The organism is Kamptonema animale CS-326, from assembly GCF_028330895.1.
Taxonomy (GTDB): Bacteria; Cyanobacteriota; Cyanobacteriia; order Cyanobacteriales; family Microcoleaceae; genus Kamptonema; species Kamptonema formosum.
The window spans coordinates 1-14,721 of record NZ_JAQMUA010000124.1; the positions used below are offsets into that span (position 1 = coordinate 1).

The window sequence follows — 14,721 nt, forward strand, 5'->3', positions numbered from 1 at the left end:
AGTTGTTGGTTGTTAGTTGTCATTGCGAGCGAAGCGAAGCAATCGCAATACTTTGAAACTACTTCGGTGTATCAATTACCAATTACCAATTACCAATTAGCCATTAGCCATTAGCCATTAGCCATTAGCCATTAGCCATTACCAATTACCAATTACCAATTACTAAGTTTATGAACGAAAAAATTTTAGAAATTGAGAACTTGACCGTTAGTTTTGACGGTTTTAAGGCGCTAAATGCGCTTAATTTTAGTATGGATGCGGGCGAGTTGCGAGTGATAATTGGGGCGAATGGAGCCGGGAAAACGACGTTTCTGGATGTGATCACGGGTAAGGTGCAGCCGACTGAGGGGCGGGTTATATTTAAAGGACGAAACTTGCGTCAATTATCGGAACATGAAATTGTTCGTTTAGGAATTGGCCGCAAGTTTCAAACGCCGCGAGTTTACCTGAATCTAACACCAAGGGAAAATTTAGAGCTGTCTTGTAACCGCAAAAAAAATGTTTTTTCAACGCTGGTGCAGCGTCCTCCAGTTGCTGAAAAACGCACGGTGACTGGTTTACTGGAAACTATTGGTTTAATTGCTAAAGCTGACGTTGCGGCTGGTTTACTTTCTCATGGTGAAAAGCAATGGTTAGAAATTGGGATGTTATTAGCTCAGTCTCCTGATTTATTATTAGTAGATGAACCTGTAGCAGGATTGACTGATGAAGAGACGGCTTTAACTGGGGATTTACTGATTTCGCTAGCTGAAAGTCACTCCGTATTAGTGATTGAACATGATATGGAGTTTGTAAGGCAAATTGCTAGGAAAGTAACGGTTTTGCATCAAGGTTCGGTTTTGTGCGAGGGAAATATGGATGAAGTACAAAACGATCCGCGTGTAATTGAAGTTTATCTAGGAAAACCAGAAGAAGAGCACAAAGCTGCTTAAAGATTTAACAGTTAACCGTTAATAATTAACTGTTAACAATTAACAATTACCCATTACCCATTACCCAAAAATATGCTGCAAATCTCTGGTTTAAATGTTTACTATGGTGAAAGCCACATTCTTCGCGATGTGGATTTGAGTGTGGCGGCGGGGAAAATGGTTTGCTTGATTGGCCGCAATGGAGTGGGGAAAACTACTCTGCTAAAAACGCTGATGGGATTGCTGCAACCTCGGAGTGGTGCGATTGCTTTTTGCGGAGAAGGTATTGTTTCCAAATCTCCTGACAAAAGAGCGAAAATGGGTATTGGTTATGTCCCGCAAGGCCGCGAGATTATCCCCCGTTTGACTGTTGAGGAAAATCTATTTTTAGGTTTGGAAGCAAGAAAAATCAGGCCGACAAAGCAAGAAGTTGCCGATGAGATCTTTGAGTTATTTCCTGTGTTAAAAACTATGCTTTCTCGCATGGGTGGCGATTTAAGCGGGGGACAGCAGCAGCAGTTAGCTATTGCTAGAGCATTGATGGGACAGCCGCAATTATTGGTTTTAGACGAACCTACAGAAGGGATTCAACCTTCTATTATTCTGGAAATTGAAGCGGCTGTACGGGGTATTGTGGCATCTAAGGGTATTTCAGTATTGTTAGTAGAACAGCACTTGCATTTTGTGCGCCAAGCTGACTGGTACTACGCGATGCAAAAAGGCGGTATTGTAGCATCGGGAAATACTAGCGAACTTAGCGACGAAGTGATTCAGAGGTTTTTGGCAGTGTAGGGTTCTGAAATGATTTCTACAGCAGGAATTGTGACTCCTGATACTAACTCAGGTTATCTTTTAGTCCGCGTAGGCGGACTTCGTTCGTGTAGTAGCGATTTCAATCGCCGAAGGATCAAGGACTACTCCCGTTCACTGCGGAAATCTTTGGAGCTGATAGGGTGTTTGTTGCCAAATGTGAATATTAGTGGGAGAATAGTGTGCGATCGCCCACAAGGGCAGCGTTAATGTCAATACAGCGATCGCAGTTCCGACAATATTGGCTAGCGTTTGCTGAGGAGGTCGGTCTGAAGGACTGGCAGGCTGACTATTGGATTCCATAAGGAATGTAGATACGCTATTGTGAACTCACTGAAAGCGATCTAAAAATAACTATAAGTTATTCTAACACAATTCCAGCTTTTTTACACAAAAACCTGAATCTACCTCCAAAGAGATATCTCCCCAGCCGCTCGCAAGGATGGGGAGGAAGCGTCGAGCGCCGAAACTGATTCACTCATGGACTTGGTTATACATTCCCTGCACTACGTCCAGCATAGTAATCGCTTGCTGCCATTGGGGGGCATCTGGATTACTGCTTTTGGAGCGTTGAATTTTGAAGCTCTCACGTAGGAGTTGCAGCAGCACCTCTGGATGAGGCACTGAGGTGTCCGATTCATCTGCGGAGGATGTTTCATTTTCTGCGACTTCTTTAATAGCCTGGGCTTTTTCTGCCAGCGCGATCGCTCTCCCTGCCAGATTTTCCGGCATTCTTGGTTGCTCTGACAAATAGACGCTAGTGATTTCCAGCAAAAATTGACGCACTTGCTGTGCCCACTCACGCTCGTACCCAAAGTGCGAACTTGAGATTGCTTGCCCATCGTGACTTTCCTCAATACTCTGTACCTTCTGTAACAGAGGCAGAGCCTTTTGAGAAAAGTTCTCTGGTAGTCTGGGAATATCCGACAAAGAGCAGCGAGCAATATCCATCAACAGTTGGTAAACGTCTTCCACCCAATCGATATCTGCGGACTGCGAATTCAAATTACTCATAACTAGCGCTTAAAGTTCCTATATCTAAGACTAGAACATTAACTCTCTACCAATAAACCTCTTTGAGGTTAACTGACAGCAATTTTTGGGCCCTACAGAATTGAGTGAAGTGCTCGATTTCTTGGGCGGGCGGGCGGCAACCCTGCGGCGATCCCCGCCGCAAGGTTTTTTATTTTTCCGTGAGTTTCCAAACGCCGTCCCAGTTGAGGACATCTGGAGGCTGGTGCTGAAATAGCATACAGCGCTCAATGTGCAATTTAGCTGCCTTGTTTTTGGGGTCTGCTTCCAGAACAGAGTGAAATTGGCTGTCAGCATCTTTAAACGCTTGCTTAGCTTTAGGTTCTAACAGCCTCTTGACCTCAGAGAGCAGCTTCTTAACTTGATCTAGGGATAAGTTCGGGAATTCTTCGTGTAAAAAATTCTCGACTGCCTCGACTGACCGACTTTTAATTTTAGCCTCTAATAGCTGCTTAATCTCAGCGGATGTCAGTTTCTTAATCTGAGGCTTGGAGGGCTGCCTAACTTCGATCTCCAAAAGCTTTTTAGCATCGCCCTCTCCTAGTTCCTTAATATCCTCTGCTGAGATCTGCTTAACTTTAGCTTTGAGCAGCACTCTCACTTCGTCCTCGGAGAGATTTTTAATCGTTTCCAAAGACAGCAGCTTGATTTCAGGCTTGAGCAACTTAATCAGCTCGTCTTTCTTACCGGGTCTAGCGATTTTCGCCTCTGGCAGCTTTTTAATGTAATACAGCAGTTTTTTAAGCTGATACTCTAACTGCTCTTCGACATTGTATGAGAGCTTCTTGATCTCAGCCGCAGACATCTGTTTGACTCTATCTAAAAGCTCTCTAATCTCTGTGTCAGAAAGCTTTTCGCTCACTGGTCGCTTGTAGCACTCGCGTCCCTTTGCATAGTGTTCTATCACCTTCTGCTGGGCTTCGCTCAGGGGTTTGCCAATTGGCGAAAAGCCCGCACGGATGCCCAAAAGTTCGTAGATGGTGACAGGTTCGGTTTTGCCTTTGACGGTAATGAAATCGAGTTCCCGAACATAGAGGCGCTCAGCGTAATCTTTATAAGTATTTTCGCTGATCACCAAGTCTGTGCCGTATTGCTTGGAAGTACCTTCCAAGCGAGAGGCGAGGTTGACACCATCGCCAATGGATGTCAACTCCATGCGCTTGCTGGAGCCGATGTTACCGCTCACCACTTCGTCGGAATGGATACCCATACCGATGCTGATTGGCATTAAGCCGTCTTTGACGCGAGTGGCATTGAATTCCACTAAGCGTTCCCGCATTTCTACGGCGGTTTGCATGGCGCACCAACTATGATCTTCCAGAGGTGCGGGGGAACCGAATACAGCCATCAGTGCGTCGCCGATGTATTTATCGAGAGTACCGCCGTATTTAAAGACGGCATCTACCATTTCTTCAAAATATCCGTTCAGCATCGCTACCACTTCTTCTGCTTGCAATTTTTCGGTTAATGTGGTATAGCTGCGAATATCTGAGAATAGCACTGAGACGTGCTTGCGCTTACCGCCGAGTCCAGTGTCGCCGGAAGCTAACAAAGCTTCGGCTACTTCCGGGGTCATGTAACGGTACATCAGGCTTTTTACTTGTTTTTCCCCGCTAATGTCTTCCATGACTAATAGCGCCCCATTGACTTTCTCAGGATCGACAGCATCTGCCATTGAGTTAATTGATAAATTAACACTTTGGGGTTCGCCTTCGAGGGGAAGTAAAACTTGGTCTGGGTAAAACTGTCGGCGGTCTTTCTCCTCTTTGGGTGACAAAGCTGCTTCAAACCACTGGATAAAATTCCCTTTTTCTAAATTGATTAACTCGCGCAAGCATTTGCCTTCTGCGAGGTCGGCATCGGTAGCTCCCAGTAGTTTTTTTACACTGTCATTGGTAGCAACGATATGACCATTCTTATCTGTAGAAATTACGCCATTTGTCAAGCTGCGGAGCATATCTTTTTGTCTTTGTTCTTGCTGCTTGACTTCAGCGAAAAGTTTAGCATTTTGTAAGGCGACTCCAGCTTGAATATTGAACGCCTTCATAAATTCCATATCATTGCGGTTAAAACTCGACCGCCACTGATCTGGTGCTTCCGGCCAGTTTGCGGAGTCGTAGGCGGGATAGTCTCCCTGTCTTTTTTTGTTGATTAATTGGGTAACTCCTATTAATTTACCGTCAGCATTGAAGACAGGCATACATAGCATACTGCAAGTCCGATATCCCGACTTTTGATCGGTTTCCTTTGACTTGACAGCGCGGGGATCGTCATAAACATCAAAGGGTAATAGGAGAGGTTCTCCTGACTCAGCAACGATGCCAGCGAAGCCGGCATTTCTCGGCATTCTAATTTCTTGTAAATTCCCGCCGATGGGAATTTTTGTCCAGAGTTGATTTTTATCTTCATCTAATAGCCAGAGCGTACTGCGATCGGCGTTCATTAATTCTTTTGCCTGATCCATTACTCTGGCAAGGGTATCGTCTAAGTTTAAACTGCTCTGAGAAAGTGCATTGACGGCGTTCATCAGCGCACTCGCGGCACGCTGTCTTTGAGTTGCTGCGTAAAAAGACTTGGAAGATTCTAAAATTAGGCGAATTGAGGGTGCAAATTCTCTAAATACTTGTTCATCTTCTGCGGTAAATCCACAGGTATCAATTTTGTCTTCTAATCGTCCATGAGGTTCGTGATCTATTTTTAATTTATTAATCAGTTGGACTACTGCTACTAACTCCCCTGTGTCCTCATTCAGCAGAGGCATCGCCAGCATGGAAAAGGTGCGGTATCCATTTTTTTGATCCATCTTCTTAGCGGTGGCTGAGCGCGGATCGTCATAGAAATCGAAGCCAATGTTAACAACTTTCTTAAAGGTAGCTACTTCTCCAGCTATACCTGCTGTGGAGGGAAATCTGAGTTCTAAATTGTTGCCTTTTTCATCTTTAGCGACAATTGACCAGAGTTCATCTTTTTCGTCATCTAATAAATAAATAGTGCTGCGGTCTGCATTCAACAATTCCCCTGTTTTGAGGGTGATGGACTGCAACATTTCATTTAGGATGGCATCAAATCCCTGGCTGTCCAGTAGATTGTCCAACATCCCTAGCGTTTGATTAACAACTCTCAGCTTATCTTCTACATCTCTAGTGACGTGCTTAAAGTTGTCTTTGTTAAGGGGGGCGAGGAAGGTGGAGAAGTTTCCTTGGGCTATGGTGAGAGAACTGCTACTAGAGTTAGGTTTGGGATGCTGAACCTGATGATTGTCATTCTGAGGGACAACATCTATCACGGCGGTGGTAGCGTTGTCCATAGATACGTTGGGAGATGCAGATTTCATAGACCTTTACAGAGGCTATTGCGTAAGGGTTGGTCTTTGACGGGTGAGGGGTGGGCAAGTTCACCAGGGCGGGTAGTTAGCACCTAGTAAGCAGAGTCTAAGACTTATTCCCAGTTTACTTGGATAGTGGGCTGTTGCTAAATCTGGGGAGGGTCTAGCCTTGCCATGATTGTTGCATCATAACCTGCTAATATGTGTGCTGGTTTCTACAATTGTGGTTTTCCGGCGGAATTTCTGTCATCTTGGCACGATATAGGTGGTTGTTTAATCCTGCAACTGTCGTCTGCTAGCATTTTAAATATTTTTGGGCTGGATAGAGTTAACTTAGGATTTGCGTTTTTTGTCGGTGTAAGTTTTTTGATGGCTTCCTCTGGTGTGATTTGGGGTTTTGAGGTCGATCGCTTGCTGTTCTGAGTGGGTTTGGCGGAGGATGGCGGCCTCGGCGAGGAGGGATTCGGCGAAGGCGATCGCTTCTGTGGCGGATCTACCACTAGCAAGTTGGGCTAGTTCTTCGCGCCGTTTCTCTTGGTTGTCAAGCAGGCTGACTCTAACAACTGTACGGATTTCAGGCGGGTTTGGAGTTGCCAAACTAGAAAATTCTCCCCCATCTCCCCCATCTTCCCTACTTTCCCCATCTCCTCGATCTTCGATGATTTGTTTATTAACTCGGAAGTGGGAGTCGGCCATGGCGGCGACGAGGGGTTGGTGGGTGACGCAGAGGACTTGATGTCTGTGGGTGAGTTGGTAAAGTTTTTGGGCGATCGCTTGGGCGACTCTTCCCGATACTCCGACATCGATTTCGTCGAAGATTAGGGTTTCGGAACTATCTATTTGGGAAAAACAGGCTTTGAGGGCCAAGAGAAAGCGGCTCATTTCTCCTCCTGATGCGATCGCGCCTAATGGTTGCATGGGTTCTCCGGGATTGGGACTAAAACAGAAGGCGATCGCGTCTGCACCTCCGGCTGTGGGAGAACAAGGACTAATCTCTACTTGAAATTGTACTTTCTCCATTGCTAAAGGTTTAAGTTCTTCAACTAAGCGAGTTTCGAGTTTAAGGGCTGCTGCTTTGCGTTTTAATGTTAGGGTATGACACTCGCTTTTAAGCTGCTCAAAAGCGGCTATATGGGCTTGTTCTAGGGCTTCCATTGATTCGCCCCCGTCGTGGAGTTCTTTAAGTTCTATTTGGATATTCTGGTAGTAGGCGATCGCTTCGCTCAAAGGCCCATATTTACGACAGATTTGTTTCAGTTCCCGAATCCGTTCTTCTACTTCTTCAAGTCTTTGAGGATCTGTTTCTAATTGTTCGCCATAGCTGCTAATTTGCCTACCTGCTTCTGTCACTTGAGCTAAAGCGTCGCTGACCATTTCTAGTATGGGCTGCAATTGGGGGTCATAAACTGTCATATCGCTGAGGGAGCTTTCCGCAAGGCTGAGCAAATCGCCGGCGGCGGCCGCCCCGGTATCATTCTGGTAGAGGGCTTGATAAATCTTGTAACTTTTCTCTTGTAGTTCTACGATGTGGGCGAGTCGAGTACGTTCTTGTTCGAGTTGTTCTTGTTCGTCTGGTTGGCTGAGGTTGGCTTCACCAAGTTCGCGAACTTGATATTCCAAGAGATCGAGCCTTTGCAAGCGTTGTTGTTCGGATTGTCGTCTGCGCGTAAGGGCGGCGGCGGCTTGTTGGGCGGCTGTATAGGCGGCGGCTACTGCTTGGCGATGATTAATGAGTTCCGAACCCCCGTAGAAGTCGAGCCATTCACGCTGAAGGGCGGGTTGTCCGAGTTGTACTGTTTGACCTTGGGCGGTAATTTCAACGAGGCGATCGCGCAATTGATCCATCAGTTGGCGATTAACGAGAATACCATTTAAGCGCGATCGGCTGCGAAATGCACCGCTAGCAGCCGTAAGTTCTCGGCTACAAACTGCTAAGTTTCCATCGATCAGTTCTATTTCTTGTTCGCTCAGCCATTGAACCGCAGATCGATCTAACTCAAAAGTAGCTTCTAATATTGCCCGCGCTGTTCCTGTACGAATAGCACGCCGGTCAATTTTGCCACCTAAAGTAGCATCTAGAGCATCTAAGATAATTGATTTACCTGCACCTGTTTCGCCTGTAAAGACGTTTAAACCGGGGCCAAAATCGATATTTAGACTGTCGATCAAGGCAAAGTTTTCAATTCGGAGAGATAGGAGCATGGATGGCGGGTAGAAACCTCAACAAGGGGATAAAAAAGTCTTTGATGCTGGTATAAAGTGCCGCGACTAGGCAATCGGAATTAAATAATATACTCAAAAAGTGTGGGGGAGCACCCGAAACTGCATGAAAATTAAATCCGAAATTTGGATGCTCCCAAGTATATTGTTGCACTTTAGCGTTAAAACGCAATAACATACAACTCTATCTAAACTCTAAACTGTAATTTTTCAACCTCCTTTTAAAGTGATTTATAGGGATTTTGTTAGAAGAGTAAACTATTGAGAAAATGGAGAGCTGATAGATAGAAAAGTTACGAAACTGGTGCAGATTATGATTGACGGGTAGATTATTATTTAACTGCTTGATTGCGATCTTTTTTCCACTGCAAATTCAATCGGGAGTTGCGGAAGCCGGAGGCGAACTGCATTAGCTCGCAGCCAGAGAGTAACGGCGTGTCGGCGCTGCGGTGTCAGATACTCTCCAGCCTTGATAACTCCCGCACAAACACCGATATTCTTTAGTCTGGTTTCTTGCTCGGAGGCACTTGCACCCTGCAATAACCTGACTTGGGCTTTGATAAAATCCACGTTCATAGGAGTAATATTCAGTAAAGAACTCAGTTAAATAACGATACTTAGCTTTTAATTGTACATCTAAAATCATTTTTAATGAATTAGATTTAGTCAAGTTTTTTGCCCTATTTATTAAAGCAAACAGAAGCGGTGCTGAGTTATATTTAGCTCAACACTCTCTCAAGACTAAAATCCAAATTAAGCTGTTTACGCACTGTTTAGCACCGAAAAACTGTTCGGTGCGAACAATTAATACAATAGTTTTAAAACTACCTACAGCTAAGAATTTTGTAGCCTTATTTTTACTGATAGATTTGTCTGGTATCAATACGCTTTAAGAGATTTTCTTACCTATCAGGTGCTAGTTTTATAGTCATTTATTTACTAGCAAATTTAGAGCGAGAATACCAATTTTTAGCGTGTTTTAAGCTTGCTCAAAAGTCTGCTAGTATCGGTTTTTATCGCTTAAACCTACAATCCGTTTCAGGATTTCTCCTACTACGTATCATTGGCGATCGCTTTTTCCGTTACTGGCACTTCAATATTTCTAGCGGCTGTTATACATAAGTTTAAATAGCCGCCGCAAGCGCAACTAATAAGCTGCACCTGCTTAATTGCCTATTTTTGATAGAAATGTAAGTCATTACTATCAATTAGGTTGAGTTTGGTTAAGTTAAATTTGTCTGTGAACGTTAATGTGTTTGCGGTTAGCTGACAGTTTGAATCAGCAACCTTGTACTCAACGGAGTTGTTATTATTTTTTGACAGTTCCGAGTCTAAAGACGCGATTATTGTTGAGGATAAGCTTTTTGAGATCGATCCGCAAAAAGTTTTATTTTCAACGCTGCTGTCAAACGACATCTACTCACTCACTCAACTAGGGTTGAGGTTGTGACTACTTTTAAATTTGTACTCGATAGCGAGTATGGTTTGGATGATAGCATAGAGCCTTGAAGAAAACAATATCTGCTTTAACTGTTATTTCACCGCAAGCTATCAGGAGGGGAAGAATCTATGCTGTGAAAGCCAATGTCAGGATTGCTAAGGCGATCGCTTTTACTCTGTAATAAGTTTAATCTGTAACATAATTTAACAGCAGCTAAATTTACGAATACACATTATTCCATTGGAGTGATGTCAATTTTTGTAAAATCTGCCCTAAGAGGGATAAGCTAGTGCTGTGTTATGTAAGTTAAATACAATAAAACTTAGTAGAGTGGCTTAACCCACTCTACCTAATAGTCAGAGTAGTGCTAAAGATTAGCAATAGGCACTTCTTCTATCGCATCAGCTAGTTGAAATCCAAATACTCGCGAGTAGAAATAGAATTCGCCGTCGAGCGTTTTTTTGATATTTTCAGCACGGCGAAAACCGTGTTGTTCCCCTTCAAAAGTAATGTATGCCACTGGCAAACCTTTGGCTTTAATTGCAGCTACCATCATCTCAGCTTGGTTTGGTGGTACAACTCGATCTTCTAATCCTTGAAAGAAAATTACTGGACAAGATAGGTGTTCAGTAAAATGAATGGGAGAGCGCTGTTTATACAAATCTTGCCGTTCAGGATAAGGGCCAATTAATTCATCTAAGTAGCGCGACTCAAATTTGTGAGTATCTGTGGCTAAAGCTTCTAAATCGCTGACTCCATAATAACTCGCACCGGCCTTAAAAACGTCTCGGAAAGTGAGAGCGCACAGAGTAGTAAAACCGCCTGCACTACCACCCGCAATCGCCATTTTTTGGCTATCTACTAATCCCTTTTCAGCTAAATATTTTGCACCGTTAGTACAGTCATCAACATCAACAATTCCCCATCGATCTTTTAGTCTTTGGCGGTATTCGCGTCCGTAACCAGTGCTACCACCGTAATTAACATCAAGTACAGCAAAACCGCGACTTGTCCAGTATTGAATTTTTAAATTGAAACTGCTAGAAGTGGCAGCAGTTGGGCCGCCATGACTTTTAACAACCAGGGGAGGTTTTTCCTCAGTAGGTGCCGTGTAATCGCGGTTTTTGGGAGGGTAGAAGAAAGCGTAAGCTGTCTGTCCATTCTCTGTAGGAAACTCTATGGGTTCGGGGTTAGAGAGATAACCAGAATCGATGGTTAATTCACTAGCACGCCGCAGCACTTGTAATTGATTTGTTGCTAAATCTAGTTGTACAATAGCTGTGGATTCTGTGGGAGAACCTGCTAGAAAAACAACTCGGTTCTCTTGGGATTTAATTCCTGAAATATCAGTGTACGGAGTCTCAATTGTTGCTAACTCTTTTGTCTTGAGATCGATACTAGCTAGATGCCAGATGCCTTGTTGAGTATAAGTACAGATGATTTTATTACCTGAAACAAAGGCATAAGTTAACATCCCAAAAACCCATTGGGGAAGTCCAAATTCAGCAGGCATTTCGCACAGAGGTTCGATTTCCCCTCCCCATTTTTTTAAGGAGTTTGTCTCGCTTGTTAACTGGATTGGTTGCCAGCGATAGAAATTCCACCAATTAGAACGATCGCTGATAAAATATAATACTCCATCCCTTGACCATTCAGGTTGAAAAATAGACTCGCTAACTCCGCCTGCAACTAATTGTTTTTCACCTAATGAACCGTCAGCTTTTATCTCTGCAACCCATAATTCTGTACCATCCCAAGGCATATTTGGATGGTTCCAACTAATCCAACACAGTTGAGAATTATCTGGACTTAGGCGCGGCGAAGCGTAAAAGTCATGACCATGAGCTAAAATTTGGATATCTTCACCATTATCCAAATTAATGCTAACTATTGTGTTAACAGGTTCACTGCCAGTGCTATGATCTTCTCGGATATAAATAAGGCGATTTCGTTGGCGATCGATGATGCCATCTGCATAACGCCAGTCACCCGCAGGTGTTAACGGTTGAGGTTCTGAATCAATTGTTTGACGGTAAAGGCGTTGATCGGTAAAATTGGAAAAATAGACTGTGCGATCGGCAACTAAAAACGCGCCGCCGCCATATTCATGTACGCGAGTGCGAACATTAAAAGGTGGTGGTGTGACATCTGTTATTTTACCATCTGATGTGCGACGAACAATGACATTACGTCCGCCTTCGGATGGTCTACCTTCCATCCAGTAAATATCATCGCCATCTAGGGAAATTCCCCCTAGTCCAATTGTACCAGAGACAATTAAATCTGAGGTAATTGGTGATTTCCAAGAGCCATAATTTGCGATTTGATTCATCATTAATTCTCTCTATTTCCAAATCTAGTTAACAAATCTTCGCGAGATAATTCAAGCAGCATTCGCGTTAATTCTTGCGGCGGTAATTCAAGCATTGGTTCAAGCACTGCTAACAGTGCTTCATCAATAGACCCAAATCTGGCTATTAACAAGTTTTCTACAAGAATACGCCGTTCTTCAAAGCGTCCTATCTCTACTCCTATCTGTCGTCCCTGTAGCAAAGTTTCTTCTCGCCATTGGACATAAGCTGGTGTTAAATTCATAATTAACTCGCGATCTTCTTCAGTTAAATCTTGCTTTGTTTGTAGATTAACTCGCCAGGTTGAAACCAGTTCTAAAATATTTGTGCGTAAAGAATTTGTTTCAGGGAGTGCGATGATTTCATCAATGGCTTGCTGCTGAGTTCTCCCTTTTCCGAGAATTCTCAACCATAGCGTATCTGGCGTAGTTGACAATTGATTACTTGCAACAATTGCTGTTTTCATCGCCTCGCCTAGAAAGTAAACCCCTTGACACCAGTTATCTAGATCTAGTGTAAATCGAAAACTATCGAGTAAGCTAGCCGAAGCTGAAGTTGTCAAAATCCACAATTGAGGTAACTCAGTTTCAGTAATAGCATCATCCTCACGTCTAGCTTGCCGGTGCAACTCACTTTGCAGGGAAAATAGTTTGAGGATACAGCTACGAATCTCTGTTTTGCTGGGTTGATTGCGAAAAGGTTCCAGCAAACATGGACTCGATACTATTTTACCAAGTAATCCTAAATTTTGCCGATCGCCAGTAGGTTGCGGTGCGGGTGCAAACCAGACATCGATTTGGCGAACTTCGCCACTTACTTCGCGGCTAACATTTACTTCTCCTAATGATGCTAGTAGTTCAGCTAAATACTGTTTGGCAAATTGATCGTGAGGCTGTCGCGTCATTAATCTTTTAGTACCAATGATTGATTAAATTTTATCATTAGAAGGCGATCGCACAGCTAGATATGACTGTAAAATAGTTTAAAGAATCTTTGGCAGAAACAAAAGGTTCTTGTTTGAGAGCAGAACTACACAAAGCTAAGTTAAAATAATGCTACCTTTTTTACCAATTATCCACCTCAGTCAAGCATCACTTCCACCTCAAGAAATTGTCCAAATTCAAGAAGTGCGTCCTTTACCGGGACAGTTAGATAATGTACCAACCTTTAACAGTAATAGCCCCGAATTAGTGTTAAAAGAGGGGATTTTACTTTCGACTTTTCCCCCCAATAGAAAGCAATATCCCTCGGCTCACCTAAACTTTCCTTTTGAGGGAAGATTTGATATATTTGCTCACCATATTGCTAAGGGGTCGCCCGAAAATTTGCGTACATTATACCAGGGATTGATTTTACACAATCCCGGCAATCAACCAGTAAAAGTTGATGTCTTACAGGCCGCAAGCTATCTGAGTCAACCTGATGCACCTTTTATTGATTTGCCGCCTTATGCAAACAATCTTGATGGCAATATCTACGCGGGGCCTGGTAGTCGCGTGATGAGTGATATCCTCAGAGGAAAGCGGCAATCTGATGTGCCTGCACAATTAATAATTTTACCTGGAAAAAGCCAGATTTTAATGAATTATTCTATCCCAGTACGGGAACTAGAACCGCCGCTGAATGGCCGATCTACCTTGATGCGATTGCGAAGTAATGGTAAAATTTATATGGCTAACTTGGCAATGTTTGCGCCTCTGGATGCGTTAGGAAATGAACGCGCACCTAGTTTAGAAGAATGGGAAAATTTATTAGAGAATAGTGATGTTGCCGGGCCTCGCGATCTCGCGCCAACTCCCCCAGAAAAAACAGAAGATCGAATCATTTACGGGAGAGTTGCTGGAGTTGCTTTAGGTTCGCGATGGCAAGCTCAATTAGTTGATAAATCTGGTAAATCTAAGCTGAGTATTCCTCAACCAGGAAAAGCCTTTTCCTATGGTTTATCTACACTTCCTCGCGGAATGTTAGGCACGGATCGAGTGCAAAGTGCTCGAATGTTGGTACGATATTCAGATACAGCATACTTTGCTCACGGCAATTATGGAATTGAATATAACCTCAGTTTGCCCCTTGATAATTCTACTAGGGAAACTCAAAATATCACTATAGCTATTCAAACTCCAATTAAAACAGATCGGCTAACTTTGGGAGGATTGAGTTTCTTAGAACCGCCAGCTAATCAAATCTTTTTTCGCGGTACAGTAAGGCTCCGCTACACTGATGATAGTGGAATTCCTCAAACTCGCTACGTGCATTTAATGCAGCGGCGTGGACAGCAGGGGGAACCTTTAGTAAAATTGAAGATGTCATCGGGAGAAAGACGACTTGTTGAGGTAGATTTTCTCTATCCGCCTGATGCTTCACCGCCGCAGGTTTTGACTGTTAAAACTTTGGAGAATTGGTAATGGGTAATTGGTAATTGGTAATTGGTAATTGGTAATGGCTAATTGGTAATGGCTAATTTTAGGACTTATGCTCAGGGCTCCAGAAACCGGGTTTTTTGACGAAAATACTTCGCCGGAACCCACAGATTCTCTCAAAAACCCGGTTTCTGGAGCCCTGAGCATAAGTCCTAAAATTAGCCATTACCAATTAGCCATTACCAATTACAAATTACCAATTACCAATTAC

At 43.5% G+C, this 14,721-nt stretch carries 10 protein-coding genes; 3 read left to right on the plus strand and 7 right to left on the minus strand.

The window, feature by feature from the left end:
- Window positions 1-170: 170 nt before the first annotated feature.
- A complete protein-coding gene (gene urtD, locus PN499_RS07215; protein ID WP_272031029.1) occupies window positions 171-932 on the plus strand; it encodes an urea ABC transporter ATP-binding protein UrtD in 762 nt (253 codons plus the stop codon).
- 72 nt (window positions 933-1,004) lie between these two features.
- Window positions 1,005-1,703: an urea ABC transporter ATP-binding subunit UrtE gene (gene urtE / locus PN499_RS07220; protein WP_007354871.1), complete on the plus strand. Its 699-nt coding sequence runs from the start codon at window positions 1,005-1,007 to the stop codon at window positions 1,701-1,703.
- A 132-nt stretch (window positions 1,704-1,835) separates the two neighbouring features.
- Here the strand turns inward: urtE and PN499_RS07225 are convergent, their stop codons facing one another.
- The 7 genes from PN499_RS07225 to PN499_RS07255 all read right to left on the minus strand — a co-directional run bounded on the left by PN499_RS07225 (window position 1,836) and on the right by PN499_RS07255 (window position 12,994).
- Window positions 1,836-2,024: a TLTLP motif-containing protein gene (locus PN499_RS07225; RefSeq protein WP_272031031.1), complete on the minus strand. Its 189-nt coding sequence runs from the start codon at window positions 2,022-2,024 to the stop codon at window positions 1,836-1,838.
- Between the two features lie 171 nt (window positions 2,025-2,195).
- On the minus strand, window positions 2,196-2,735 hold the full coding sequence (locus PN499_RS07230; RefSeq protein WP_272031032.1) for an inorganic pyrophosphatase: 540 nt from the start codon (window positions 2,733-2,735) through the stop codon (window positions 2,196-2,198).
- A gap of 169 nt (window positions 2,736-2,904) precedes the next feature.
- Window positions 2,905-6,087: a GAF domain-containing protein gene (locus PN499_RS07235; protein ID WP_272031033.1), complete on the minus strand. Its 3,183-nt coding sequence runs from the start codon at window positions 6,085-6,087 to the stop codon at window positions 2,905-2,907.
- Window positions 6,088-6,411: 324 nt separating this feature from the next.
- Entirely contained in the window at window positions 6,412-8,280 is a 1,869-nt protein-coding gene (recN, locus tag PN499_RS07240; protein WP_272031034.1) for a DNA repair protein RecN, read from the minus strand.
- Window positions 8,281-8,634: 354 nt separating this feature from the next.
- Window positions 8,635-8,874, minus strand: a complete 240-nt coding sequence (locus PN499_RS07245) for a hypothetical protein (RefSeq protein WP_007354876.1) — start codon at window positions 8,872-8,874, stop codon at window positions 8,635-8,637.
- Between the two features lie 1,232 nt (window positions 8,875-10,106).
- Complete coding sequence (locus PN499_RS07250; RefSeq protein ID WP_334311662.1) at window positions 10,107-12,074, minus strand: S9 family peptidase; 1,968 nt, start codon at window positions 12,072-12,074, stop codon at window positions 10,107-10,109.
- Window positions 12,074-12,994 carry an RpnC/YadD family protein gene (locus PN499_RS07255; protein ID WP_272031036.1) on the minus strand — a complete coding sequence of 307 codons (921 nt, stop codon included), beginning with the start codon at window positions 12,992-12,994 and terminating at the stop codon, window positions 12,074-12,076. The genes PN499_RS07250 and PN499_RS07255 overlap by 1 nt, the downstream gene beginning before the upstream one ends.
- 148 nt (window positions 12,995-13,142) lie before the next feature.
- Between PN499_RS07255 and PN499_RS07260 the strand changes: the two genes are divergently transcribed.
- Window positions 13,143-14,495 (plus strand): DUF3370 domain-containing protein, encoded by a 1,353-nt coding sequence (locus PN499_RS07260; RefSeq protein WP_272031038.1) that lies wholly within the window; start codon window positions 13,143-13,145, stop codon window positions 14,493-14,495.
- Window positions 14,496-14,721 lie beyond the last annotated feature (226 nt).

Excerpts from the sequence above, each read along its gene's own strand:
- urtD (WP_272031029.1), top strand. The coding sequence starts at position 171 with ATGAACGAAAAAATTTTAGAAATTGAGAACTTGACCGTTAGTTTTGAC.
- urtE (WP_007354871.1), top strand. The coding sequence starts at position 1,005 with ATGCTGCAAATCTCTGGTTTAAATGTTTACTATGGTGAAAGCCACATT.
- PN499_RS07225 (WP_272031031.1), bottom strand. The coding sequence starts at position 2,024 with ATGGAATCCAATAGTCAGCCTGCCAGTCCTTCAGACCGACCTCCTCAG.
- PN499_RS07230 (WP_272031032.1), bottom strand. The coding sequence starts at position 2,735 with ATGAGTAATTTGAATTCGCAGTCCGCAGATATCGATTGGGTGGAAGAC.
- PN499_RS07235 (WP_272031033.1), bottom strand. The coding sequence starts at position 6,087 with ATGAAATCTGCATCTCCCAACGTATCTATGGACAACGCTACCACCGCC.
- recN (WP_272031034.1), bottom strand. The coding sequence starts at position 8,280 with ATGCTCCTATCTCTCCGAATTGAAAACTTTGCCTTGATCGACAGTCTA.
- PN499_RS07245 (WP_007354876.1), bottom strand. The coding sequence starts at position 8,874 with ATGAACGTGGATTTTATCAAAGCCCAAGTCAGGTTATTGCAGGGTGCA.
- PN499_RS07250 (WP_334311662.1), bottom strand. The coding sequence starts at position 12,074 with ATGATGAATCAAATCGCAAATTATGGCTCTTGGAAATCACCAATTACC.
- PN499_RS07255 (WP_272031036.1), bottom strand. The coding sequence starts at position 12,994 with ATGACGCGACAGCCTCACGATCAATTTGCCAAACAGTATTTAGCTGAA.
- PN499_RS07260 (WP_272031038.1), top strand. The coding sequence starts at position 13,143 with ATGCTACCTTTTTTACCAATTATCCACCTCAGTCAAGCATCACTTCCA.